General features: G+C 64.2%; 21 protein-coding genes. 4 read left to right on the top strand and 17 right to left on the bottom strand.

Features of this window, described 5'->3' with window-relative positions:
- Positions 1-53 precede the first annotated feature (53 nt).
- The 11 genes from ureG to KTJ89_RS18910 all read right to left on the bottom strand — a co-directional run bounded on the left by ureG (position 54) and on the right by KTJ89_RS18910 (position 10,650).
- A complete protein-coding gene (gene ureG, locus KTJ89_RS18960; RefSeq protein ID WP_259358928.1) occupies positions 54-791 on the bottom strand; it encodes an urease accessory protein UreG in 738 nt (245 codons plus the stop codon).
- A gap of 115 nt (positions 792-906) precedes the next feature.
- Positions 907-1,788, bottom strand: a complete 882-nt coding sequence (locus KTJ89_RS18955) for an urease accessory protein UreD (RefSeq protein ID WP_259358927.1) — start codon at positions 1,786-1,788, stop codon at positions 907-909.
- Positions 1,766-2,599 carry an urease accessory protein UreF gene (locus KTJ89_RS18950; protein ID WP_259358926.1) on the bottom strand — a complete coding sequence of 278 codons (834 nt, stop codon included), beginning with the start codon at positions 2,597-2,599 and terminating at the stop codon, positions 1,766-1,768. The genes KTJ89_RS18955 and KTJ89_RS18950 overlap by 23 nt, the downstream gene beginning before the upstream one ends.
- A gap of 8 nt (positions 2,600-2,607) precedes the next feature.
- Positions 2,608-4,320 (bottom strand): urease subunit alpha, encoded by a 1,713-nt coding sequence (locus tag KTJ89_RS18945; protein WP_259358925.1) that lies wholly within the window; start codon positions 4,318-4,320, stop codon positions 2,608-2,610.
- The gene (locus tag KTJ89_RS18940; protein ID WP_259358924.1) at positions 4,313-4,933 is read right to left on the bottom strand and encodes an urease subunit beta; all 621 of its coding nucleotides are present in this window, start codon (positions 4,931-4,933) and stop codon (positions 4,313-4,315) included. The genes KTJ89_RS18945 and KTJ89_RS18940 overlap by 8 nt, the downstream gene beginning before the upstream one ends.
- Positions 4,930-5,232, bottom strand: a complete 303-nt coding sequence (locus KTJ89_RS18935) for an urease subunit gamma (RefSeq protein WP_092009102.1) — start codon at positions 5,230-5,232, stop codon at positions 4,930-4,932. Before KTJ89_RS18935 ends, KTJ89_RS18940 begins: the two co-directional genes overlap by 4 nt.
- Positions 5,233-5,537: 305 nt before the next feature.
- Complete coding sequence (locus tag KTJ89_RS18930) at positions 5,538-6,338, bottom strand: gamma-glutamyl-gamma-aminobutyrate hydrolase family protein (RefSeq protein ID WP_259358923.1); 801 nt, start codon at positions 6,336-6,338, stop codon at positions 5,538-5,540.
- Between the two features lie 80 nt (positions 6,339-6,418).
- Positions 6,419-7,138: a gamma-glutamyl-gamma-aminobutyrate hydrolase family protein gene (locus tag KTJ89_RS18925; protein ID WP_139906755.1), complete on the bottom strand. Its 720-nt coding sequence runs from the start codon at positions 7,136-7,138 to the stop codon at positions 6,419-6,421.
- Positions 7,135-7,890: a substrate-binding periplasmic protein gene (locus KTJ89_RS18920; protein ID WP_259358922.1), complete on the bottom strand. Its 756-nt coding sequence runs from the start codon at positions 7,888-7,890 to the stop codon at positions 7,135-7,137. Before KTJ89_RS18920 ends, KTJ89_RS18925 begins: the two co-directional genes overlap by 4 nt.
- Positions 7,887-9,365 carry a glutamine synthetase family protein gene (locus tag KTJ89_RS18915; protein WP_259358921.1) on the bottom strand — a complete coding sequence of 493 codons (1,479 nt, stop codon included), beginning with the start codon at positions 9,363-9,365 and terminating at the stop codon, positions 7,887-7,889. Before KTJ89_RS18915 ends, KTJ89_RS18920 begins: the two co-directional genes overlap by 4 nt.
- Positions 9,366-9,441: 76 nt before the next feature.
- Positions 9,442-10,650: a cytochrome P450 gene (locus tag KTJ89_RS18910; RefSeq protein WP_259358920.1), complete on the bottom strand. Its 1,209-nt coding sequence runs from the start codon at positions 10,648-10,650 to the stop codon at positions 9,442-9,444.
- 412 nt (positions 10,651-11,062) lie between these two features.
- Between KTJ89_RS18910 and KTJ89_RS18905 the strand changes: the two genes are divergently transcribed.
- The 4 genes from KTJ89_RS18905 (at position 11,063) to KTJ89_RS18890 (ending at position 14,457) form a co-directional block, all read left to right on the top strand.
- Complete coding sequence (locus KTJ89_RS18905) at positions 11,063-12,403, top strand: FAD-dependent oxidoreductase (protein WP_259358919.1); 1,341 nt, start codon at positions 11,063-11,065, stop codon at positions 12,401-12,403.
- 2 nt (positions 12,404-12,405) lie between these two features.
- Positions 12,406-12,858: a flavodoxin domain-containing protein gene (locus KTJ89_RS18900; RefSeq protein ID WP_139906750.1), complete on the top strand. Its 453-nt coding sequence runs from the start codon at positions 12,406-12,408 to the stop codon at positions 12,856-12,858.
- Positions 12,859-12,964: 106 nt separating this feature from the next.
- The gene (locus KTJ89_RS18895; RefSeq protein WP_180987786.1) at positions 12,965-13,729 is read left to right on the top strand and encodes a FadR/GntR family transcriptional regulator; all 765 of its coding nucleotides are present in this window, start codon (positions 12,965-12,967) and stop codon (positions 13,727-13,729) included.
- 11 nt (positions 13,730-13,740) lie between these two features.
- Positions 13,741-14,457, top strand: coding sequence for a cache domain-containing protein (locus tag KTJ89_RS18890; protein WP_259358918.1), 717 nt, complete (start codon positions 13,741-13,743; stop codon positions 14,455-14,457).
- A 123-nt stretch (positions 14,458-14,580) separates the two neighbouring features.
- Here KTJ89_RS18890 and KTJ89_RS18885 read toward each other — a convergent pair whose 3' ends face one another.
- The 6 genes from KTJ89_RS18885 to KTJ89_RS18860 form a co-directional block, all read right to left on the bottom strand.
- The gene (locus KTJ89_RS18885; protein ID WP_139906747.1) at positions 14,581-16,077 is read right to left on the bottom strand and encodes an APC family permease; all 1,497 of its coding nucleotides are present in this window, start codon (positions 16,075-16,077) and stop codon (positions 14,581-14,583) included.
- A gap of 493 nt (positions 16,078-16,570) precedes the next feature.
- Positions 16,571-17,326, bottom strand: coding sequence for an iron ABC transporter ATP-binding protein (locus KTJ89_RS18880; RefSeq protein ID WP_172172430.1), 756 nt, complete (start codon positions 17,324-17,326; stop codon positions 16,571-16,573).
- The gene (locus KTJ89_RS18875) at positions 17,323-18,351 is read right to left on the bottom strand and encodes an iron chelate uptake ABC transporter family permease subunit (protein ID WP_253903949.1); all 1,029 of its coding nucleotides are present in this window, start codon (positions 18,349-18,351) and stop codon (positions 17,323-17,325) included. Before KTJ89_RS18875 ends, KTJ89_RS18880 begins: the two co-directional genes overlap by 4 nt.
- Before the next feature lie 153 nt (positions 18,352-18,504).
- Positions 18,505-19,587, bottom strand: a complete 1,083-nt coding sequence (locus KTJ89_RS18870) for an ABC transporter permease (RefSeq protein ID WP_259358917.1) — start codon at positions 19,585-19,587, stop codon at positions 18,505-18,507.
- Entirely contained in the window at positions 19,587-20,576 is a 990-nt protein-coding gene (locus KTJ89_RS18865) for a siderophore ABC transporter substrate-binding protein (RefSeq protein ID WP_259358916.1), read from the bottom strand. Before KTJ89_RS18865 ends, KTJ89_RS18870 begins: the two co-directional genes overlap by 1 nt.
- Before the next feature lie 170 nt (positions 20,577-20,746).
- The gene (locus tag KTJ89_RS18860; RefSeq protein WP_259358915.1) at positions 20,747-21,712 is read right to left on the bottom strand and encodes an inositol monophosphatase family protein; all 966 of its coding nucleotides are present in this window, start codon (positions 21,710-21,712) and stop codon (positions 20,747-20,749) included.
- Positions 21,713-22,132 lie beyond the last annotated feature (420 nt).

The raw sequence follows: 22,132 nt of genomic DNA, 5'->3' as shown, positions 1-22,132 counted from the left end.
CGACGCACCGAGGTGGGGGCCGGGACCCGACCCCCACCTCGGCGCTGGTGTCATCAGTGGCTGTGCGCCGCCTCGCCCTCTTCGTGGGTATGCATGTATCCGCCGCCCTCGGCATCCTCGTCGGCATGGAAGTGCGGGGCCATCGGGCCCGGATCGACGGGAGTGTGGTCGCCCTTGACGAAGCGGGCGTGGACCTCGCGGACCCAGTCGGCCAGGGCCTCGACGGTCTCGGGCATCTTCCGGGAGACACCGAGGACGGGGTGGCCTTCACGCGCCTCACGGGCATCGGCGAGCATCTGCTCGACGTCGACGTCGACGTGCTCGCCGAGGTCGATCTTGTTGATCACGAGCAGGTCGGCGCGGCCGATTCCCGGTCCGCCCTTGCGAGCCACATCGCCGCCGCCGGCGACGTCGAGGACGAAGAGCTGGGCGTCGACGAGTGCCGGGGAGAAGGTCGCGGTGAGGTTGTCGCCGCCGGATTCGACGAGGACGATGTCGAGCGGGTCGAAGTCCTCTTCGAGTCCCTCGACGGCGAGCAGGTTCATGCTCACGTCATCGCGGATCGCGGTGTGCGGGCAGGCGCCGGTTTCGACGGCGCGGATGCGCTCTTCGGGCAGGACGCCGGCGGCCTTGAGGAAGCGGGCGTCCTCGTCGGTGTAGATGTCGTTGGTGATGACGCCGATGCGGAACTCATCGGCCAGGGCCGTGCAGATGTTCGCGATCGACGAGGATTTGCCGGTCCCGACGGGTCCGGCGATTCCCAGGCGCAGTGCGCGCTTTCCGTTGCTCATGTTCTCCTCCTGATTGTCGTGTCTGTTCAGAAATTCTCATCGATTCGCCGAGGCGGCCCCGGCGATTCCGTGTTCGCTCAGGTGGGCGGCCGGTGGGCCGTCACCTCGGTGTCCGTCATCGGGGCACCGCGGACCAGCCGGTCTCCCTGCCCCAGGGTTCGCCGAGGGCGGCGAGTGCCGCATCGAGGCGTTTGCGCAGGGCCAGCCCGTCATCGCCGAGCGAGTTGACCTGCACGCAGGTGTCGTCGATGGGCAGCAGAGCCGATTTCGGGTCGGCGATCGCGGTCGCTTCCGGCAGTCCCCCGTCGGGTTCGACGATGACGACCGAACCGACGCCCAACGCTCCACCGACCACGGACGGGGTGTCGAAGCCCTTCCCGGCGGGGCCGAGGTCGAAGCGTTGGATGCTCAAGGCGCGGCCGCCTCGGCGTACATTGAGTCGGGAACTCAGGCTTCCCGGTTCCTCTCCGTGGCGGCCGAGCAGCAGCTCTTCGCGGTAGAACAGGCGGGCATCCTCGGCGAGGTCGATGTCGACGCGGTGCGTGTGGTGGCAGCCCTGGGCGGCGATGACGGGTTCGGGCACCCAGATGAGGGTGCCGCCGGATTCGACGGTGACTCGGCAGTGCATGAGCGAGGGGTCTCCGTGGGCTCCGGGCAGGACCAGGGTCGCCGAGACCTCGCGCAGCAGCAGGGTCGAGCCTGCGCCGACATGGACGTCGAAGATGTAATGGTCGCCGCCCAGCGGGCCCGCGGCCGCGGTCGTCAGTGCCACTCGAGCGATGTCCGGATCGCCGTCGACAAAGGGTTCGAACCCGCTGGCTCCGGTGGGGCGCGGGACGAGTGGGGCCTGGCGACGCAGTCCGTCGATGCGGGAGCGGGTGCGGCCACTCGAGCCGGTGCCGTCCGTGGATGTTGCGACCGAGGCCCGGCAGGTCATACCGCTGGCCGAGCCCGTCGGGTTGAGCGCCCAGGTCTCAGGAAGCGAAGAGTCGAACATTGTCCCCCTCGTGCAGTTCGGCGGCGAAGTCCGACAGCGGTGCGCTCAGCGCCGGAATCTCGGCCGGGTCGCCGCGGCCGAAGTCGGTGGCACGCTCAGCTGCTTCGTCGAGGTCGGCGGCGAGGTCGATGATCGCACCATGAGCCTGGAACGGGTCGATGTGCATGAGCTTGACCGCTGCCGTCGCCGGTCCCGTGACCGCCTCGTGGAGGATGGTCGCGGCCGTGTCGGCATCGGACAAGCCCAGCACCCGGCCGACCGCACCGTAGACGAGCGGCTGCTGCAGATCCTTGGGCAGGGTCTCCAACAGCGGGTGCGGGTGGATGCTGCGCATCGAGCGGAGCATGAGCGTACCCAGCCAGGCCCCGATCCGGCGCAGGGCCGGGGACGGGGTGCGCGCGATGAGTTCGGCGTTGAGCTCGAGCAGGGCCTCTGCAGTGGAAGTCGTCGATGCCGTGCCCGAGGTCGACTCTGAGGTCGACTCCGCGTTCGATGATCGGGCGGGGGCCGCCCCCGCGGTCGACTCTGCGGTCGACTTTGCCGCCGATCCCGAGGTCGACTCAGCGTCCGACGACCGGGCGGGGGCCGCCTCGGCGAGGATGGACTCATCCACGGCATTCCACGCGGCGACGGCGAAGGCCGCGTTCATCAGCCCCGTCGTGTGCAGGCGACCGCGCAGGAAGTCGCGCAGCCCGGCGATGTCGGTGACCCAGCCTTGGCGGATGGCCTGTTCGAGCCCCGCCGAGTGGGCGTACCCGCCGGTCGGCAGGCGCCCGTCGGCGAGGACGAGCAGTGCGGAACGAGATCTCAAGCGCTGCCTCAGAACAGGAAGTAGCGCTGGGCCATGGGCACGAAGTCGGCGGGCCGGTGTTCGACGAGTTCCCCGTCGATCTTGACTGCGTAGGTGTCCGTGTTGACCTCGATGTCGGGGCGGGCGGCGTTGCCGATCATGTCGTCCTTCGTGACCTTGCGCGTCGAGGTGATCGGCACGAAGTCGCGCTGGACGCGATCGAGCTTGCCCGCGATGTCGTCCTCGATGGCCTGCTCGGACACGAACGCAAGGCTCGTGGCCGCCGCCGAGGCGGTCCGGTAGTTGAATCCGAGTCGTTCGGACACCGGCTGCGGGGTCGGGATCGAAGCGTTCGGGTCGCCGAGAGCGGCGACCGCGGCCATTCCGCCCTTGAACACGGTGTGCGGGCGGACGGCGAACGTCGAGGGCTGCCAGAGCACGAAGTCGGCGAGTTTGCCCGGTTCGATCGAACCGACATAGGAGTCGATTCCGTGGGCGATGGCCGGGTTGACCGTGTACTTCGCGATATAGCGGCGGGCCCGATTGTTGTCGGCCCGGTCGTCGCCGGGCAGGGGGCCACGCAGCTTCTTCATCTGGTGCGCTGTCTGCCAGGTGCGCATGGCGGTCTCACCGATGCGGCCCATCGCCTGCGCGTCCGAGGACATGATCGACAAGGCGCCGAGGTCCTGGAGCACGTCCTCGGCCTCGATGGTGCCGGCGCGGACGCGGGACTCGGCGAAGGCGAGGTCGTTGGGCACCTGCGGGTTGAGGTGGTGGGCGACCATGACCATGTCGAGGTGCTCGTCGACGGTATTGACCGTGAACGGACGGGTCGGGTTCGTCGAGGCCGGGAGCACGTTGAGCTCCGAGGCGATCTTGATGATGTCGGGCGCGTGACCGCCGCCGGCGCCCTCGGTGTGAAAGGAGTGGAACGTCCGGCCGGCGACCGCTTTGAGCATGTCTTCGACGAATCCGGCTTCGTTGAGCGTGTCCGAGTGGATGGCGACCTGGACTCCGGTGTCATCGGCCACGGACAGGGCCTTGTCGATGACGGCCGGGGTCGCGCCCCAGTCCTCGTGGATCTTGAAGCCGGCGGCTCCGCCGCGCAGCTGCTCGTACAGCGCCTCTTCGTTCATCGTGTTGCCGCGGCCGAGGAAGAGGACATTGACCGGCCACGGGTCCATCGACTCGAACATCCGGGCCAGCCACCAGGGGCCGGGCGTGGCCAGGGTGGCCTTCGAACCCTCGGTGGGTCCGGTGCCGCCGCCGACCATCGTCGTGGTGCCGGCCATGAGGCCGACCTCGAACTGGTCGGGGCCGACGAAGTGGATGTGGGTGTCGATGGTGCCAGGAGTCATGATCAGACCATTGCCGCTGGCCACCTCGGTGTTGGGGCCGACGACGAGGTCCGGGTGGACACCGTTCATCGTGTCCGGATTGCCGGACTTGCCGATGGCGACGAATTTGCCGTCGCGGATGCCGACGTCGGCCTTGACGACGCCCCAGTGGTCGAGGATGATCGCACCGGTGATGATGAGGTCGGGGGTGCCTTCGGCGCGGGTGCGCGAGGACTGCGCCATCGACTCACGGGCGGACTTGCCGCCGCCGAAGACGACCTCGTCGCCGCCTGCGCAGTAGTCCTTCTCGATCTCGATGACGATGTCGGTATCGGCCAGGCGCACCCGGTCACCGACCGTCGGTCCGAACGACGCGACGTATTCCGAACGCGAAATCTCAGCCATCCAACTCTCCTCTGCATTCTCCGCGGAATCCCAGTGCGATGCGCGCACCCTGGATCGGGATCAGTTCGACTTCCTCATCGGCTCCGGGTTCGAAGCGCATGGCGCCGCCGGACAGCACGTTGAGGCGTTTGCCCCAGGCGCGGGCACGGTCGAACTCGAGGCCGGGGTTGACCTCGGCGAAATGGAAGTGGGATCCGATCTGGATCGGACGGTCCGAGGTGTTGGCCACGCGCAGCGCGGTCACAGCCAATCCGGCGTTGATCTCGACCGGTTCGTCCTTGAGGAATATCTCGCCGGGGATGACGCGATCGGCCGAGGTGACCGGAGCGTCGTGTTCCTGCCGGGGCGCCTGACGTGTGCCGGAACCGGGACGGCGGGGGCTCGACGGGCTGCTCTCACCGGAGGATGGGTGGCGTTCGCGGTCGTCGTCGATGCCGGGTTCATCGATGACGGTGGTCTCGGCCTCGTCGTATTCGCGGCCGGGGTCGTCTGTGGTGTGTTCTGCCTCGAGGCTGCGTTCCTCGGGCTGGAGCTCGACGTTCTCGAAGGGATTGTCGTCGAGGGGCTGTATGTCCTCGTTCTGCTCGCCGGGGGCGTTCTCGTTGCTCATCATTGCAGCGGTCCTGTCACCGTCACGAGCTTCGTTCCGTCGGGGAACGTCGCCTCCACCTGGACCTGTGTGAGCATTTCGGGAACCCCTTCCATGACATCTTCCTTGGCCAGCACATGGCGGCCAGATTCCATGAGGTCGGCGACGGACTTGCCGTCGCGCGCTCCTTCGAGCAGGTACGAGGTGATGATCGCGGTCGCCTCGGGCAGGTTGAGTTTGAGACCCCGCTCTTTGCGCTCGAGCGCGAGCTTTCCGGCGGTGTAGATCATCAACCGCTCTTGTTCATACAGACTGAGAAACACTGCTACTCCCGGTGATGTCGGCTGGACAGCGTCGATTCAATCGGATGAGGTGGAATGCCTGCGTCGTGCCGGGTGGTTCGGACCCGATTCGCAACCGACATCTCCTATGCCGGATTTCGGCCTCTCACCCGCGAGAATGCGCTCATGCTCGCTACTCTACCCATCGGTCCGGGGCAGTCAAGCCCGCTGTACGCGCCGGTTCCGGTCGGTGACGAACACCACCGGAACGACGACTCGGGACGGGTTCATCGGGTCCGGGAGACGCCGTCCCGGGACGGACCCATCAGGTCCGGGAGACGCCGAGCTCAGACCCTAAGTGCCGCCGCCTTCCGCTCCCTCACCTGATTGAGGAAAGCAGTGAAGAGGACCTGGCGGTCACGGACATCGGCGCCGTTCTCCTCGGGGTGCCACTGCACTCCGAGGATCCAGGAGTTCTCGATCCGTTCGGTGGCTTCGACGACGCCGTCGGCGGCTCGTGCGGCCACGCGCAGACCCTCCCCCACTCGGTCGACGGCCTGGTGGTGGCCATTGCGCACCGTGAGCTCGTCCTGCCCGTAGAGGTCGTGGATGATGGTGCCGGGAATCAGTGCCACGGCCTCATCGATGAACAGCGGCTGCCCCGGAGCACCCTTGTGCAGGTCGAAGGGGTCGAGATCAGGGATGAGCGATCCCCCACAGGCGACGTTGAGCAGCTGCGAGCCCCGGCAGAGCGCAAGCAGAGTGGCATCCTCGGCGATCGCCGTCCGGATGATCGCGATCTCCCGATCATCGGCCCGCCGGTCCTTGCCGTATTCGTTCGGCACCGGCCCGGTGTGCCCGTACAGCTGGGAATCGACATCGCCTCCGCCGAGCACGAGAATGCCATCGGCTCGGGCGACGACATCCGCGTCCGGGGCGCTCTCCCCTCCGACATCGTGGATCGACACCCGAGCACCGAGGCGATGCAGGTCATCGACGGCCGTGACGGTGAGATCCCGCTGCAAGGCGACCGAATCGTCGGTCTGACCGGGCATATTCAGCTGCACGACCACCGCGATCTCGACATCCGCTGTCTCAGCGGGTGGGGACTGCAGCACCTCATCGTGGGTGAGGACGTTCAGATTCACTTCGCTCCTAGGACTGGTGGATTCATCCATCGACAATGTGGCTGATACCGCGTGCCGAGGCTCCCGGCTGCCATGCCGGTTCAGACGGCGGCCCCGATGCGGCTGTGCATGCGATCTCTCGCCTGAGCGACCACCCAGTGAAAGAGTGCACTGTCGACGGGCTCGGTCTCCGCGCGATCCTCGGGGTGCCATTGCACCGCCACGATCGCATGGTTCGGATCTTCGACGGCTTCGATGCAGCCGTCCGCGGCGCGGGCAGTGACCTGCAGACCCTCGCCGAGGCGGTCGATGGCCTGATGATGATAGCTGGAGACGTCGACCGCACCGGCCCGGCCGAGGGCATCGGCCAGTCTCGATCCCTCCGTCACCTCGACCGCATGGACGGCTCCGACGTGGCCGACTCCGGCCTCGGGCCAATGTTGGAAGAGGCTGCCCCCGCGTTCGACGTTCCACAGTTGGAGTCCGCGGCAGATGAGCAGGGTGGGAATGCCCTGTTCTTCAGCGGCCGCTATGGCTTTCGCATCGGCCCGGTCTTGGTCGGCGAAGTCCGTGCCCGCGTATGTCTCATCGGGTTCCTGCCCATACCGTCTCGGATCGATGTCCGAACCGCCCGGCAGCACGATCCCGTCGACACGGGAGAGCAGACCGCTGTCGAGGACAGGGGGAACGACGACCGGCTCACCCCCGGCCGCCGCGATGGCGCGAAGCACCGCGTCGGCCACGACGCTTCCGGAATAGCGAAGGCCATTCACCTTCGCCGACGACATCGCGGGGACTCCGATCAACGGCCGCTCACTCATACTTCGGCTCCTTCGGCACTGGTCGCCGACGTCGTCGGCTGCCCGACGGTGAGGGTCTCGGCGGGGAACGGAAGATGAGGCATCCAGGCCGACCACACGCGTTCGAGTGAGCCGTCGGCGATGACCTGCCGGATCCCTGCATCAAGCCGCGCCAGCAGGTCCGGTCGTTCCTTGGACACTCCGACGCCCCAGGGGTTCCGTGTCTGGGCCGTGAAGGCCAAATCGAACTCCGGCTCATCGCCGAGGGGAACGGTGACCACATCGTCGTCGACCATCGCGTCGACGGTGTGGTCGCGGACTGCTTGGATCATGTCACCGAAGACATCATCGGTGGGGCCGAAGGGTATGAGTTCGGCTCCGGCGAAGGTCTCGGCCAGCGCCATGTTCGCGCTGCCCTCGATGGCGGCGACCTTGTATCCGTTCAAGTCCTCCGGACCGCGGGCAGGATCGCCGGCCCGCACCAGCACGGATTCGTTGAACACGGCATAGGGGCGGGTGAAGTCGAGCTGTGCCACGCGGGAGGGAATGATTCCCTGCCCGCACCACACGCCGTCGGCCTCACCGCGCTGGACCGACGGAATCATGTCGTCCCAAGCCACCACGTGCCATTCGAGGCTGAGGCCGAGAGCATCGGCGACCAGCGCAGCGGCTTCAGGTTCGTAGCCGGTGCGGGTCGCTCCGCCGTCGATGGATTTGTCGAACAGAGGCGCGGCGGCCGAATCGATGCACGCCAAGCGCAGAACCCCGCTCACGGGATTGCCTGCCAATACTGATCGAACTCCCACTGCGTGAGCGCGCCACAGTACTGCGCCCATTCGTTCTCCTTCATCTCGAGATAGGTGTCTGCGAGCTGAGGAGGCAGTGCGGTGCGGATGAACTCGTTGTCGCGGAACGCCTCGACGGCGTCACCGAGTGTCCGCGGCAAGTCGACGCCCTTCGCTCCCGCTTCCGGCGGTTCGACCTGGTTGCCGATTCCATCCGCCGCGGCAGCAGCCAGCAGCGCGTGGGAAAGGTAAGGGTTGACCGAGGCGTCGGGGACCCGGACTTCTGCGCGCCCGTTCGAGGAGATACGGATCATCGAGGCACGATCGTCAAGACCCCAGTCAGCGGTGGCCGGAGCGAACTGGCCCGGATCCCAGAAGCGCTTGTAGGAGTTCACGGTGGAGGCGAAGATGAGCATCATCGCGGGAGCGTTCTTGATGATGCCGCCGACGACCCAGCGCCCGATCTGCGAGAGGTGGAGGTCCTTGACTCCCTCATCCTCGAACGTGTTGCGGCCGCTTTCGTCCCACAGGGAGATGTTGTGGTGGCAGCCTGCGCCCATCTCGCCGATAAACGGTTTGGGCATGAAGGAGGCTTCGACGTCGAACTCGCGGGCGACCTGGGAGCAGATCTGCCGATAGGTGACCAGACGGTCCGCGGTCTGCTCGATCTCGTCGAAATTCCAGTTGAGCTCGATCTGCCCCTTGTCCTCGTAGTCTCCTTCGATCATGTCGAATCCGAGGGCGTTGGCGTACTCGTGGACGCGCTTGTAGATGGGGCGCATGCCCTCGAGGTATTCGACTTGGTAGGCGGGGTTGTAACCGGGGATCGTCTTCGGCTTGATCGATTCGCCGACCCACACCATCTCCGGTTCGGTACCGGATTTCATCGTCAGCCCGAAATGGTCCTTGAGCAGCTGGTGCGTGCGCTTCATATGGGCGCGGGAATCATGGAAGTTGGGTCGCCCGGCGATCTCACCGAGGTGGTCCGGCTCGTAGGTCGAGCAGAAGATCCGCCCGATCGATTGATCCCAGGGGAGCTGATTGAACGACTCCGGTTCGGGCATTGCGACGAATTCCTTCGACCGGATATCGGCGCCGATGGGGTTGCCGAACACGTCGTTCTGAAAGTCCATGAGAGCGTTTCGGGTGAAGTTCACGCCCTTGTCCAGATTGCGCACGATGTGCTTGGCCGGCACCATCTTCGCGACGGTGCGCGACCGCAGCGTCGGGACCATGTAGTAGAGGTATTCGACGCCCGAACGTTCGATCTTCTCCTTGATCTCTTCGACGGTGTCATTGTCCATATTCGCCGAATGATGGCGCTCAAGGGCGCCGTTGTCGAGGAGATCGTTCTGGATCGAGGTCTTGAAGGCCTCGGCGAGGTTCGTGTCAGACGAATCTCTCCGGCGCAGAATCTCCTGCAGGCACGGATCTTCAGTGGTGGGCGTGGTTGTGATGGTCATCATTCCTCTTCTCGCTGACCGGCGACGATGCCGGTTTCCGGGTTCGGCTGGTGCCGAAGTTGTGTGCGGTCGATTTTCAGCCGCGGACGTCGAACGTCAGCGGCAGGCTGATCGGTCCAGTGTTCCCCGAGTCCGGCAGCCAGCTGTCGCCTCCGGGGCAGGCGAGGTTGGTGATCGTGGCGGCCAGCAGCGGCAGAGCCTGGCTCATATCGGCTCTCGCGATGTAGTGGCCCAGGCAGTGATGGATCCCGCCGCCGAAAGTGAAGTGGGGCTTTCTGTCCTCAGCCGTGATGTCGATATCGGGATCGGGATAGGCGCGCTCGTCGGTACCGGAACTATGGGTGAACAGATGGACCGTTGTGCCGCCCTCGAAGTGCATGCCCTGGAAGTCGAAATCCTCGATGACTTCCCGGGTCACCCACCGCGTCGTCGGATTGACGCGCAGCACTTCTTCCAGAGCCGGCTTGGCCAGTTCGGGCCGCTGCGCGAGGATCTCCCACTGATCGGGGTTTCGGATGAATGTCTGGATGGCCAGACCGAGCTGGTTGCGGGTGGTGTCCATCCCGCCGAAGAGCATGAGCACGAGGGCATTGCGAAGCTCCTCGGCGTCCAGCTTGTCTCCCGACTCGCTGAAGTGGACGAGGCGGGACACGACATCCTGACCGGGCTCGGCCCGTCGTTCTTCGATGAGGTCTTCGACGAAGGCGTACAGCTCCCTCACCGCCTCGTCGACTTCGTCGATCTTCTCCTTGACCTCGACCGACAGCGCGTAGCCCACGGTGTTCGCACGGGAGGCGATGAATGGCCAGTGTTTGTGGTCAAGGCCCATCATCGCGCACAGCGCGCGCGTAGCGAACGGTTCGGCGAAGTCGCGCACGAAGTCGCATTCGCCGTTGTCGACGAAGGCGGCGATGAGCTCTTCGGCGATCTCCGCGAATTCCGGTTCGAGCTTGCGCGCCATCGACGGCGAGAACGCAGGGTTGAGGAGTCGGCGGATGCGGTGGTGCTCATCGCTTTCGAGGACGAGTAGATTCCGCCTCCACCATTCGTGGAAGGCACCCGAGTGGACGCCGTGATGATCGGGCCACCGCGCGCTGCCCTGTGAGAGCTTCTGATCCTTGAGGAGGGCGGCGACCTCGTCATAGCGCAGCACTGCGAAGCCGTAGTTGGTCTTGGCGATCCATGACTGCTCCCGTGCGTCCCTGACCTGTTCTGAGGCCATGGCGAACGCCGGGTCTGAGATGTCGAGATACGGAATCTCTGCTGTATCGACCGTGGTGGTCATCGTGTTCACACTCCCGCGAATCCTCGTTGATCTACGCCTGAACTAAACATTCACTTATGAATGAATGATACTTATGAATCAAATCACAGTAGCCGCGGTCCCGCAAGACCTCAACGGCAATTTCCACACCCCACCAGCAGACTCGACTGCACTCACCAAACCCCACGATCACTGATTTCTCCGCCCACTTCGACAGCAAGGGCCTGCCAGCTGGCAGAGATGATCCGGCGGCAAGGGGTTGCCGAATCCACTGCGATCCGCAATGATTGAAAAACAGATGTTATTGATTTCTGTTCCCGATCGCTGACAGAGGTCCCGAATCTGCCGTCGCTGACGGGTCCGGCGATCACGACGACTGGTGGACGATCACCGGAGTTCAATGGAGAAATCGTCGACCGATGGAGGCCGAACAATGAATGCCCAGACACCTCGCCGCATCGCCGTCATCGGCAGCGGGCCGGGCGGCTGCTTCACTGCGCAGGCGCTGAGACGTCACTGGAAAGATGCAGAGATCACGATTTTCGATCGTCTCGCTGCACCCTACGGACTCATCCGCTATGGTGTTGCCGCCGACCACCAGCACACGAAGGCCGTGACCCGGCAGTTCGATCGCAACTTCGGCTCAGAGGACTTCCGCTTCGCCGGAAACGTCGAGGTCGGCAGCGACATCGACCTGGCTGAACTGCGCGACGCCTTCGACATCGTCGTCCTCGCCACTGGGCGCTGGCGCGATCGTGCGCTCACGGTTCCGGGATCGCATCTGGACGGAGTGCTCGTCTCCGGCGACATCGTCAATGCCCTCAACACGGTTCCCCGACCGAACCTGCCGATGCCTGAGATCGGCGAACGAGTCGTGGTCGTGGGAGCGGGCAACGTCGCTCTCGATATGGTGCGGTTCCTCATCAAGACCGCATCCGACTACGTCGACAGCGACATCAGCCCTGAGGCCCTCGATGCTTATTTGGCGCGGCCCGCGCGCGAAATCACAGTGCTCAGTCGCTCGCCGATCGCTTCGGCCAAGGCCGATGTCGCCATGGTCCGCGAACTCGGCAGAATCCCCGGAGTCGCCTTCACGGTCGACAATTCGTCCGCTGCGGCCGAGGACAATACTCTCGGCCGCAAACGAGAAGCGGCCTTCGCGGACCTCTCGGCCATCGAGCCCGAGCAGACTCGCGCGGAAGTCCACTTCGTCTTCGGTGCCACGCCGTCGCGCATCCGCGGCAGCGATCGCGTCGAGTCCGTCCTCCTTGCGGAGGCTCCTGCCGGGGTGAGCGGCGCCATCGAGGCCGACACCGTCATCTCGGCGATCGGCTTCGACGTCAATGCGCCCGGCCACTGGCACTATGCCGAAGAGTACGACTTCGCCCCGTCCGACGGACCGGGCCGACTCGAATGCGGTCTCTACCGCGCGGGCTGGCTCAAGCGCGGGCCGGTCGGAGCCATTCCTGCCAATCGTGCCGACGCGCATCAGGTCGCGAAGGAGATCATCGCCGATGTCGAGTCGGGCAGGTGCCCGATCGGAGACGATCCCGGCGGATTCGAATCGCTTCCCGACGCGCTCCGCCGACGGGCCGTGAGCTTCGCTGACTGGCAGAACGTCGATGCCGCGGAAGTGGCCAACGCACAACCCTCGCGAGTCCGGACGAAGTTCCGCACTCATGCCGAGATGCTCGACACCGTCGCGGAACTCCGAGCCGACGGCACTGCCGCCGACACTCCTACCGCCCCCTCACAACCTTTGGTGAAAGGATAGCTATGCACATCGTCGTCCTCTATGGAACAGAGTCGGGAAACTCTGAGCTCATCGCTCAGGACCTCTCCGATCAGATCACTGCCGACGGCGGCTCTGTCGAAGTCTCGGATCTGCAGGACTTCGAACCGGAGTCCATCACGGCAGAGAACTTCTACATCGTCGTGTGCTCAACACACGGCGACGGCGAACTGCCGAACACCGCTCAGGACTTCTTCGCGAAGTTCTCCGATTTCGAGGGCGATCTCACCGGCGTCCGATATGCGATGTTCGGTCTTGGTGACAGCTTCTACGAAGAGACTTACTCGCAGGGCAGCGAGCATATCGATCGCCGCTTCACCGAACTCGGTGCAGAACGAGTCGGTGAGTACGGCCGCCACGACGCGTCTTCCTGGGATCTGCCGAGCGATGTCGCGCTCGAGTGGCTGCCCTCGGTCGTCTCCGCCGCGCACGCCTGAGCGCTCAGCCGCCCCTCTCCTGGAGCAATCGCCGAAGCCGCCGGGCTGGTTCCGTCCAGACGGTAGGATCGAGCCAAGCGATGCGACCTCAGGAGGTGCAGGACTGTTGAGCCAGGCATTCAGGTACGTGCTTGCTTCTCACGGATCGAGCGGACCATTCGGCTATGGCGACGCCCTTGCCGATCAGATCGTGTCTGCGATCTCTCTGGGATCGATCTCTGTCGGCGAGCGCCTCCCTGCCGAAGTCGAGCTGGCCGCGGAATTCAATGTCGCCGTAGCGACGCTGCGCAAGAGTCTTGCGCTGCTGCGAGACAAAGGCATCGTCGAAACCCGTCGGGGCCGAGGCGGCGGGACCTTCATCGTCAAAGTCCCCTTCCCCTCCGACGAACAGATCAGCACCTATCTCGCCAGTCTGTCCATCGTGGCCTACCGCGACTACGGCGATGAGCACACCGCCGTAGCCACCGGCATCGTCCGTCTGGCCTGCCAGCGCGCTCATTCCCAAGCCGTCGGCGAACTCCGCCATGCCGCACAGAGACTCGAGGACGCGACGACACTGGCTGAATGCTCGGCCGCTGATTCCCGCTTCCACACACAGCTGGGGGTCGTCTCACAATCACCGAGGCTGCTGCGCGCATCCATGCGCCTGCAGAGCGAGATCCTGGCCCTGAAATGGTCTCCTGCCGGAGCAGCTGCCCAGAAGCACGAGGTCCTCGCCGACAATGCCGAGATCGTCGAAGCTGTCGCCGCTCAGGACATCGACCGGGCCGAGCGTGCGGTCGAAGCGAATATCAGGAAGACTGTCTACAGTCTCATCGACGTCAAGCTGACCATCGAGTCGCACGACGCGAACCAGGCGACGGTGCAGTAAGGAGGAGCGACATGACCGATTCATCGGTGCGTGGCGTTGTGCAGAAACTCTCTGCTTGGGCAGACGGACTGTTCGCCGATCTGGAAGAGCTCGAACGGACGCTCAGCACTCATCTCACGGCTGACTTCGCCGGGGAGCCACCGTTCGAAGTCGGCCGGACTGCTCGTGCCGGCCTGGGAGCGGCTGTCTCTGGTTTCCTCAGCGCACATCCCGGATTTGATGGAGCTGGACTCATCTTCAAGCTCGACCTGCTCGAACCGTCGACCGCCCGCCTGGAGTGGTGGATCACCGACGGCGACGGCATCGCACGGAGGGACTTCATCCTCGATCGCAGTTCGGATCGCTTCTACGACTACGAATACCTCGAATGGTTCGAAGGCGGTTTCAACGCCGGGAGCCGGACTTTGGCCGGCCCTTATATCGACCACCTCGGGGTCGATGACTACATTCTCACCCTCACCGTGCCGTGCCATGTCAACGACCGCAAGGTCGGCGTCGCCGGCATGGACATTCTCATGAATGACGTCGAAGCGCAGCTGCTTCGGATGCTCGCCCCGCTCGGGCATGGCGCAGCTCTGCTCAGCCGGCACAATCAGGTCCTCGTCGGAAACTCGGGAGAGCTGAGCACCGGTGTGCGCATCGCTGTGATGCCGCCGGGATACTCGCGCGCGCCGCTCGACGTGAGCGGTGTGGACCTCAGCCTGCTCTACCGCGATGGCGAAAGCTGAGTCGGCAGAAGCTGAGTCGAACAGCCGTCGGCGCCTCGACCACCAGAGCGGCTCCTGTCGATATCGACAGGAGCCGCTCTCGTTCATCTGCGAGGCGGTGGTGCCGCCCAGCAGAACCCAGGATCAGTCGAGCTTCGTCAGTTCGGGCACAGCATGAGCGAACTGCGTGGCATCTCCGCCTTCTCGCCCACGGCGCTCGGGATGGGAAGTGAACAGATACAGTGCACCGATACCGACGACGGCCAACGACATCAGTCCCACGATCCAAGCGTCGTACCAGGGCACATCCGGCACCGGCCACACGACGATGACCATGGCGAAGACCTGATAGACCAACGCCGATATCGAGATCAGCCATCCCCACTTGCCCATGGTGAACTCTCCACTGGGCTTCCAGCCCTTCACTCGAGCCCTGATGGAGGCGAACACCACCGAGGCGAAAGCCAGGTAGATGCCGAAGGAGGCGAAGGAGATGATGGCCAGCAGGGCATTCTCGCTCAGCAGGGAGATGAGGATGACGGCCGACGGGATCGCACCGGCCACGATGAGTGCGTACGGAGGAACCGCACGAGTCCGACTGAACTTCGCGAGCAGATGTGAGAACGGAAGCTGGTTGTCCCGCCCCATCGAGTACATCAGACGGGATGCGGCAGCCTGCAGTGAGATCGTGCAGGACAGGAACGACACGAGGACGACCGCCATCACCAGTTTGAAGCCGACCGGGCCGAAGGCTTCCATGAAGATGACGGTGATCGGATCCGGAATCGTTCCGTTGATGATGTCTTCGAAGCTGCCGACGGCCAGGATCAGGCCGAGGGCGATGAACATCGAGGCGAGACCGCCGACGTAGATCGTCATCCGCATAGCCTTGGGAATGACTCGACCGGGGTTGCGCACCTCTTCCGCTACGTCGCCGTTGGCTTCGAACCCGTAGTAGAGGTAGATGCCCATGATCGCAGCGCCGATGAAGGCAAGCGCGAATGGCGTCTGATCCTGCAGATCTGCCGGGCGGAAGTCCTGGAACAGAACGGACAGGTCATGTTTGCGCACCGTGAGCAGCAGCCAGACGCCGATCGCAGCCGTCGCGAAGATCTCGACGACGAATCCGACGAAGGCGACATTGGCCAGGAACTTCGTCCCGCACAGGTTGGCGATGGTGGCGAGGAAGATGATGAACAGCGCCAACAGGACGTTGGCGATCGGTGACATCTCGATGCCCAGGAGCGCCCCGAGGAAGGGTCCGGCACCGTAGGCGACAGAGGCGATGGTGACGTTGATGGCGATCATGTAGATCCAGCCGCTCATCCACCCCCATTTCTTACCCCACAGATGTTTGTTCCAGGGGTAGATTCCTCCGGCGATCGGATACTGGGAGACCACCTCGCCGAAGACCGTCGCGACGAGGAGCTGCCCGGCTCCGGCGAGGATGAGCATCCAGAATGCCGGAGGCCCTGCCAGCGCCATCGACGCGGCGAAGGTCGCATACACGCCGACGACCGGGGACAGATAGGTGAATCCGAGGGCGAGATTGCCCCAGAATCCCATATCCCGTTTGAAATCTCCGCCCTCGTCGTGAGCAGTGCTGCTCGCAACGGGGTTGAGTGATGATTGAGTGTCCATGCTCCCGATTCCTTCTTTGGAGTCGAAGCTCGCCTTGTGCTGCGCCTTCGGTCCGACAACGGTCTGCTCGAACCACGTAGAGGACGTGGACGGTCCCGGTGGGTACGAAGTGTTGGCACGACAAGGTTCGCTGAACTAAAACCTATGTATATGTTTCTTTAAACGGCCCGGAATCCGAAAAGACCGGACCATGAGCCGATGAGATGCGCCCCGATAAGCCTGAAGTTGAACGTCTCCCCCTTGAAATGTCACGGCTTCGAGGTTTCTATGAAGAGGCAGTTCTTCGGTGATCTGCCCTGCGGGTCATCAGAATACTATCAATTCTAGATGTTTAATCAAGGGATTCTCGGCAACATTTGTGACACAGGTCTCCACGACTGCGGTCAACCGCACATTCGGCACGGACCGCCGATTTCATCGCCATTCGACCACCCCAGCCACCGCACGGGCAGACCTCACACACGGACAGCGGTTCCCACCGCCCGGCCTGGGCTCAGAAGTACACCGCCAAGGGGCCGCGGGGTCCGTCGATGACGTCGACGGGGGTGTCGAACACCCTGGACAGCACCTCACCGGTCATGATCTCCTCGGGCGCACCGAATTCGATGACGGCGCCGTCTTTGACCGCGCAGATGTGGTCGGCGTAGTGACCGGCGAAGTTGATGTCGTGGAGAACGATGACGATGGTCCTCCCCATCTCGGCGGCGGCCCGGCGCAGGTGCTGCATCATCTGCACCGACCGCTTCATGTCGAGGTTGTTGAGCGGCTCATCGAGCAGCACGTAGTCGGTGTCCTGCGCCAACACCATCGCCACATACGCCCGCTGCCGCTGCCCGCCGGAGAGCTCGTCGATGAACCGGTTCTCCAGCTCCCCGAGCTCGAGGAAGTCGATCGCCTGCGAGATCATCTCCTCATCGGCGGTCGTCAGTCGCCCCTTCGAATGCGGGAAGCGCCCGAAGCCGACGAGCTGGCGGATCGTCAGCCGGGTGATGAAGTGATTCTCCTGGCGCAGGATGGACACGATCTTCGCGAGATCCTTCGACTTCGTCGAACTGACGTCATAGCCGGCGACCGAGATCGCACCGGAATCCATCCCGAGCAGCCGCCCGATCATCGTCAGCAGCGTCGACTTCCCGGCGCCGTTCGGCCCGACCAGGGCGGTGACTCCCCCGGCCGGGATCTGCAGATCGACGGGCCCGATCGAGACTTCGTCGTCGTAGGATTTGCGGACCGACTCGAGTGTGATCACAGGCGTCCCTTTCTCAGGATGACGAGCAGGAAAGCGCCGCCGCCGACGATCTCGATGATGATCGACACGACCCCCTCGGCGTAGAAGATGTTCTTCATGACGAAGTACGCCCCACCCAGAACCACGAAGCCGAGGAGCGCGGCCATCGGGAAGAGACGTTTGTGGTCATAGGTGTCGGCGAACTGGTAGGCGAGCATCGCGACGAGGAACCCGAGGAAGACCATCGGTCCGATCATCGACACGGACACCGCCATGAGGATGGAGACGAAGAAGAGGACCTTGAGCAGCTCGCCCTTGTAGTTGAGTCCCAGGTTGCTCGTCATGTCCCGTCCCAGCGCCATCACATTCAAGCGTGAGGAACAGAGGTAGAGCCCGAGGCAGGCCAGCACGCACAGTGGGATCGATACCGGCAGGTAGCTCGAATCCGAATTCGAGATCGACCCGAACAGGCGGGCGGAGAGGACGTCGAACTCGCTCGGCGTCAGCGTCCGCTGCATGAATGTCGCCACCGATCCGAGTCCGCCGCCGATGACCACGCCGATGAGCAGCATGAGCGCCACCGAGGAATGCCGTCCGGAAAGCAGCCATCCGTAGAGTGCCAGCGACAGCCCGACCATGAGCACCAGCTGTACGACGAAGGGCACGAGTCCCTTGAGTTCGACGATCGCCGTGACGCCGAAGAAGTACATCGCCGAGGTCTGGATCGCCACGTATAGGGATTCGAATCCCATGATCGAGGGCGTGATGATCCGGTTGTTCGTCACCGTCTGGAAGGCGACCGTGCCGAACGACTGGCACAGCGCCACCATGGCGATGACGACGAGGTTCGTCAGCCGCAGCTCCGCGATCAGCCAGAATCCCGGGTCCGTGATCGGCATCGGATTGTCCCAGGCCAGGATGCCCAGAGCGATCCCCGCTGAAGCGACCGAGAGAACGATGATCATCGTCCAGTAGCGACGCGCCGACTTCGCCGTCGGCAGCGGACCCGACGACCTGCGAACAGAGGCAGACCCGCGCCGAGGCAGCCCACCATCCCGTACTCCTGCACCGGAGCGATCTCCGCTGTCTTCGTTCGCGGAGCTCAGACGATCCCCACCGGGAACGTCGGTGACCGCGGTCGGGTGGGCCGCCTCGGTGCCGGTGTGAGCCGGGGATTCGTCCTTCGCGCGCACCGGAACTCACCCGACCTTCCGCTGACGCAGCAGCAGGGCGACGAACACGGCAGCCCCCACGACGCCGAGGATGAGGGAGACAGGCACTTCGAAGGGCATGACGATGATCCTGCCGATGAGGTCGCAGATGGTGACGATCGCGATGCCGAGCAGGCACACCCAGGGCAGGTTCGAGCGCAGGTCGTCGCCGCGGATGAGCGAGACGATGTTCGGCACGATGAGGCCGAGGAACGGCAGGTTGCCGACGACGACGGTGACCACTCCGGTCGCAATCGCCACGAACACGGTGCCCAGCAGCAGGATCTGGTTGTAGTTGAGACCGACGTTGGTGGCTATCTCCTTGCCGAGCCCTGCCACGGTGAAGCGGTCGGCGAGGATGAAGATGGCGACGACGACGGCCGCGACGATCCACAGGGTCTCGTACTGGCCGCGCAGGATCGACGTGAAGCTGCCGGCGAACCAGATGCCCAGCGACTGCAGCATATCCGTCTGCACCGCGATGAATGTCGAAACGGCGCCGACGACGGCGCCGAGCATGATGCCGACGATCGGTACGATGAGCGAGGATTTCAGAGAGACGCGACGCAGAAAGACGAAGAAGACGAGGGTGCCGACGAACGCGGCGATGATCGCGCCGACCATTCGCGCGACGATCGAGGCGTCGGGATAGACGATGACGGTGAGCATGAGGCCGAGTCCGGCCCATTCGGTGGTGCCGGTCGTCGTCGGCTCGACGAAGCGGTTCTGGGTCAGCAGCTGCATGACCAGTCCGCACATAGCCATGGCGGCGCCGGCCAGGACGAGGGCGATCGTACGCGGGATCCGCGTGATCTGGAACATTTCGGCCCCGCCGTCACCGCCGAAGATGTCGTAGACGCCAGTGAGCAGCGAGAGCGCGAGGAGGATGGCGACCCCGACGATGCCCAACAGCAGGGGCCATCCGAACAGAGGTGCCTTCGCCGAGGCGGCCCCACGTGGGGACGGTTCCGACGTCCCGTTGAGGGACGGATCGACTGTTCCCTGTGGGGACTCAGCCGTCCGGTTGCGTCGGGCTTCGTTCCGACGTCGGGCCGCCTCGGCGAGGGTCATCACTTCTGAGCTTCGAGCTTGTCGGCGAAGTCGTTGAAGAACTCGGTGTACGTCTGGATGCCTTCGTTGAGGTAGGTGTCCTCGGGGAAGTAGACGATCTTGTCGTCCTTGATCGCAGGAACGTCCCTAAGCGCTTCGGAGTCTTCGAGGACTTCGGCGGCCGGGGCCGAACCTTCGTCGCGTTCTTCAGGCGCGAAGGAGGCGTCGCGATCGAGGACGATCATGAGGTCGGGGTTCGACTTCGCGATGGCTTCGACGGAGACGTCGTCGCCCTGGTGGTCTTCGCTGCCCTCTTCGACCTCGAGGGCCGGGTCGAAGTCGAGGATGTCGAAGACAGGGCCGACGGTGCGGCCGACCGACGGTGCGGCATAGCCGATGTCGCCGGCCGAGGTGATCAGGCCCATGGCCGTGTCGTTGTCGTCGTAGGCCTTCTGGGCGCGCTCGATCGAGGCGTCGAAGTCGTCGACGAGCTTCTTCGCTTCATCCTGCTTTCCGAAGACCTCGCCGAGGACCTCGGTCTGGCGGCGCAGCTCGGCGTCGAAGTCCTCTTCGTCGCGGGGATCGAGTTCGAGCACGGTTGCTTCGGGGGCCAGCTTGGCCAGGTCGTCATGGAACTGGGCGAATCGCTGACCGTTGACGATGAGATCGGGCTTGGCCTCCACGACCTTCTCGAGGTCGGGTTCGCGGTGGCTGCCGAGGTCGAGGATGGAATCATCCTGCGTGTAGTCGAGGTCGTCGCTCATCAGGGAGACGGCGCCGCCGCTGAGTTCGATGCCCCAGTCGCTGAGCGTCTGGAACGTGCGGTTGTCGGTGGCGACAACGGACTTCGGCGGGGAGGCGACGGTCTGCTTGCCGTTGTTGTCCTCGACCTCGATCGTGGATCCGGAGTCTTCGGCCTGAGCCGAATCGGAGTCTGCCGAGCCGCAGCCGGCCAGAGTCAGAGCGACAACGCCTGCCAGGGCGCTCATTTGAAGGCGAGTCGAAACCATGGGGTCCCACTTTCAGGAATGTACGTATGAGAAAAACGTGTGCGCACACTGAAAGTAAGCTTAGCCTATGCTTTGAAAATAAAGTCAAAAAAGTATGACGTTATCTGCATCACATCTGAAGTGAGGGCTGGGTGGTCGTGAGATGGGGTGGTCGCGCGGTGGACCTCAGATCAGATGGCGGCGATGAGGCGGTCGACTTCTTCCTGAGTGTCGGCGGCGGCGGTCGGTCCGCCGGATCCTCCGCGACTGACCTTGAGTCCGGCCTCTTCGACGATGACTGCCCCACCGGCGTAGTCGTAGATGCCCAGACCGCGTTCGGCGTAGCCGTTGACCCGACCTTCGGCGACCATGCACAGGTCGAGTGCCGCCGATCCGCAGCGGCGGATATCGTCGTAGCCGGTCATGAGGTCGTCGAGCTTGGCCAATTGGGCGCCGCGGTTGCTCAGGGCATACGCGAATCCGGTGGCCAGGAGCCTGCCGGACAGCCCGGGCGGAGTCCCGTGCAGTCGTCGCGCCGGAACGGCGGAGCCGGCCTTGCGATGGTCGGCCAAGCGTCCGTCGACCCGAAAGGCACCGCAACCGGCAGCTGCCAGCCATGTGGCATTCAATCCCGGCGATGCGACGAGTCCGATCTGCCAGTCGCCGAGACCGCGGCCGGCAGCAGCCTCAGCTGCGGCCGCGCAGACTCCGACGGAGAACGCGTGGTGTTCGATGTTGCGGACATAGTTGACGGTGCCGTCGATCGGGTCGACATGCCATTCCAGACGCGGACCCTCGTCAGCAGCCTCGTTAAGTGCACCGACCTCCGGATCGAAGGCGTTGAGTTTGAGCAGGAAGTCCGCCGGGAAGAATTCGACCGGATCGAGGGCTTCAGAACCCTCTTCGCCGACCATGAGGTCATGGGGCCTGACTCGGTTGAGGTAGCCGCGCACAAGCGCCTCGATCTGCGCATCGGCGCGAGTGACGAGGTCATTCGGCGAGGTCTTCGTGTCGACGACACTGGCGTCGAGGCTCGCGCCGAGCAGCGGCCTCCAGGCGAGCATCTGCTCCCACGCGATGAGTGAGAGGTCGGAGGCGATGCGGATCAGAGAGTGGTCGGCGATCTCAGCGGGCAGCGATTCGAGCTCGGAGTTCATACGGCCACTCTAGACAACCCTCTCCGCATCTCGCCCGAGTGTCCGCCGCCGGCCGGGAACCACTCAGATCCGCGACGCGTGTAACAAGACTGCAATACACCGGCGAATATGTACTTCTTGTATCTAAGCTGTCCGAGGGGGGTCGGGAACTCCGGTTGCACGGCTTTTCCGCCGAACTGGAATCGCACCTGAGGTTGTCGGCAGGGAACTTCAGCATCTGATATTTCACAAACAGTCGAAGAGTCGAATCGTGATGCGATTTCCGAACGCAGGGCAGAATCTTTCTGAAGGCTTTCTCAGCCCATCAGCCCTGTTGTCTCCGTTCATGCAATTCCTGCTTCCGGCTTCGCGAAGATTCGGTCACGGAATCGTCAGAAAACGTCCATGAATCGCACAAGGGCGGTGATCCATATCGAGTAT

The organism is Brevibacterium sediminis (genome assembly GCF_024895295.1).
GTDB lineage: Bacteria > Actinomycetota > Actinomycetes > Actinomycetales > Brevibacteriaceae > Brevibacterium > Brevibacterium sediminis.
This window is presented reverse-complemented; position numbering and strand designations above follow the sequence as displayed.

What these genes read in the sequence shown, in the direction of transcription:
- KTJ89_RS18945 (WP_259358925.1), bottom strand. Translation starts at nt 4,320, where the DNA reads ATGGCTGAGATTTCGCGTTCGGAATACGTCGCGTCGTTCGGACCGACG.
- KTJ89_RS18955 (WP_259358927.1), bottom strand. Translation starts at nt 1,788, where the DNA reads ATGTTCGACTCTTCGCTTCCTGAGACCTGGGCGCTCAACCCGACGGGC.
- KTJ89_RS18925 (WP_139906755.1), bottom strand. Translation starts at nt 7,138, where the DNA reads ATGAGTGAGCGGCCGTTGATCGGAGTCCCCGCGATGTCGTCGGCGAAG.
- KTJ89_RS18885 (WP_139906747.1), bottom strand. Translation starts at nt 16,077, where the DNA reads ATGGACACTCAATCATCACTCAACCCCGTTGCGAGCAGCACTGCTCAC.
- KTJ89_RS18915 (WP_259358921.1), bottom strand. Translation starts at nt 9,365, where the DNA reads ATGACCATCACAACCACGCCCACCACTGAAGATCCGTGCCTGCAGGAG.
- KTJ89_RS18940 (WP_259358924.1), bottom strand. Translation starts at nt 4,933, where the DNA reads ATGATGAGCAACGAGAACGCCCCCGGCGAGCAGAACGAGGACATACAG.
- ureG (WP_259358928.1), bottom strand. Translation starts at nt 791, where the DNA reads ATGAGCAACGGAAAGCGCGCACTGCGCCTGGGAATCGCCGGACCCGTC.
- KTJ89_RS18865 (WP_259358916.1), bottom strand. Translation starts at nt 20,576, where the DNA reads ATGGTTTCGACTCGCCTTCAAATGAGCGCCCTGGCAGGCGTTGTCGCT.
- KTJ89_RS18890 (WP_259358918.1), top strand. Translation starts at nt 13,741, where the DNA reads ATGACCGATTCATCGGTGCGTGGCGTTGTGCAGAAACTCTCTGCTTGG.
- KTJ89_RS18870 (WP_259358917.1), bottom strand. Translation starts at nt 19,587, where the DNA reads ATGACCCTCGCCGAGGCGGCCCGACGTCGGAACGAAGCCCGACGCAAC.
- KTJ89_RS18910 (WP_259358920.1), bottom strand. Translation starts at nt 10,650, where the DNA reads ATGACCACCACGGTCGATACAGCAGAGATTCCGTATCTCGACATCTCA.
- KTJ89_RS18860 (WP_259358915.1), bottom strand. Translation starts at nt 21,712, where the DNA reads ATGAACTCCGAGCTCGAATCGCTGCCCGCTGAGATCGCCGACCACTCT.
- KTJ89_RS18900 (WP_139906750.1), top strand. Translation starts at nt 12,406, where the DNA reads ATGCACATCGTCGTCCTCTATGGAACAGAGTCGGGAAACTCTGAGCTC.
- KTJ89_RS18905 (WP_259358919.1), top strand. Translation starts at nt 11,063, where the DNA reads ATGAATGCCCAGACACCTCGCCGCATCGCCGTCATCGGCAGCGGGCCG.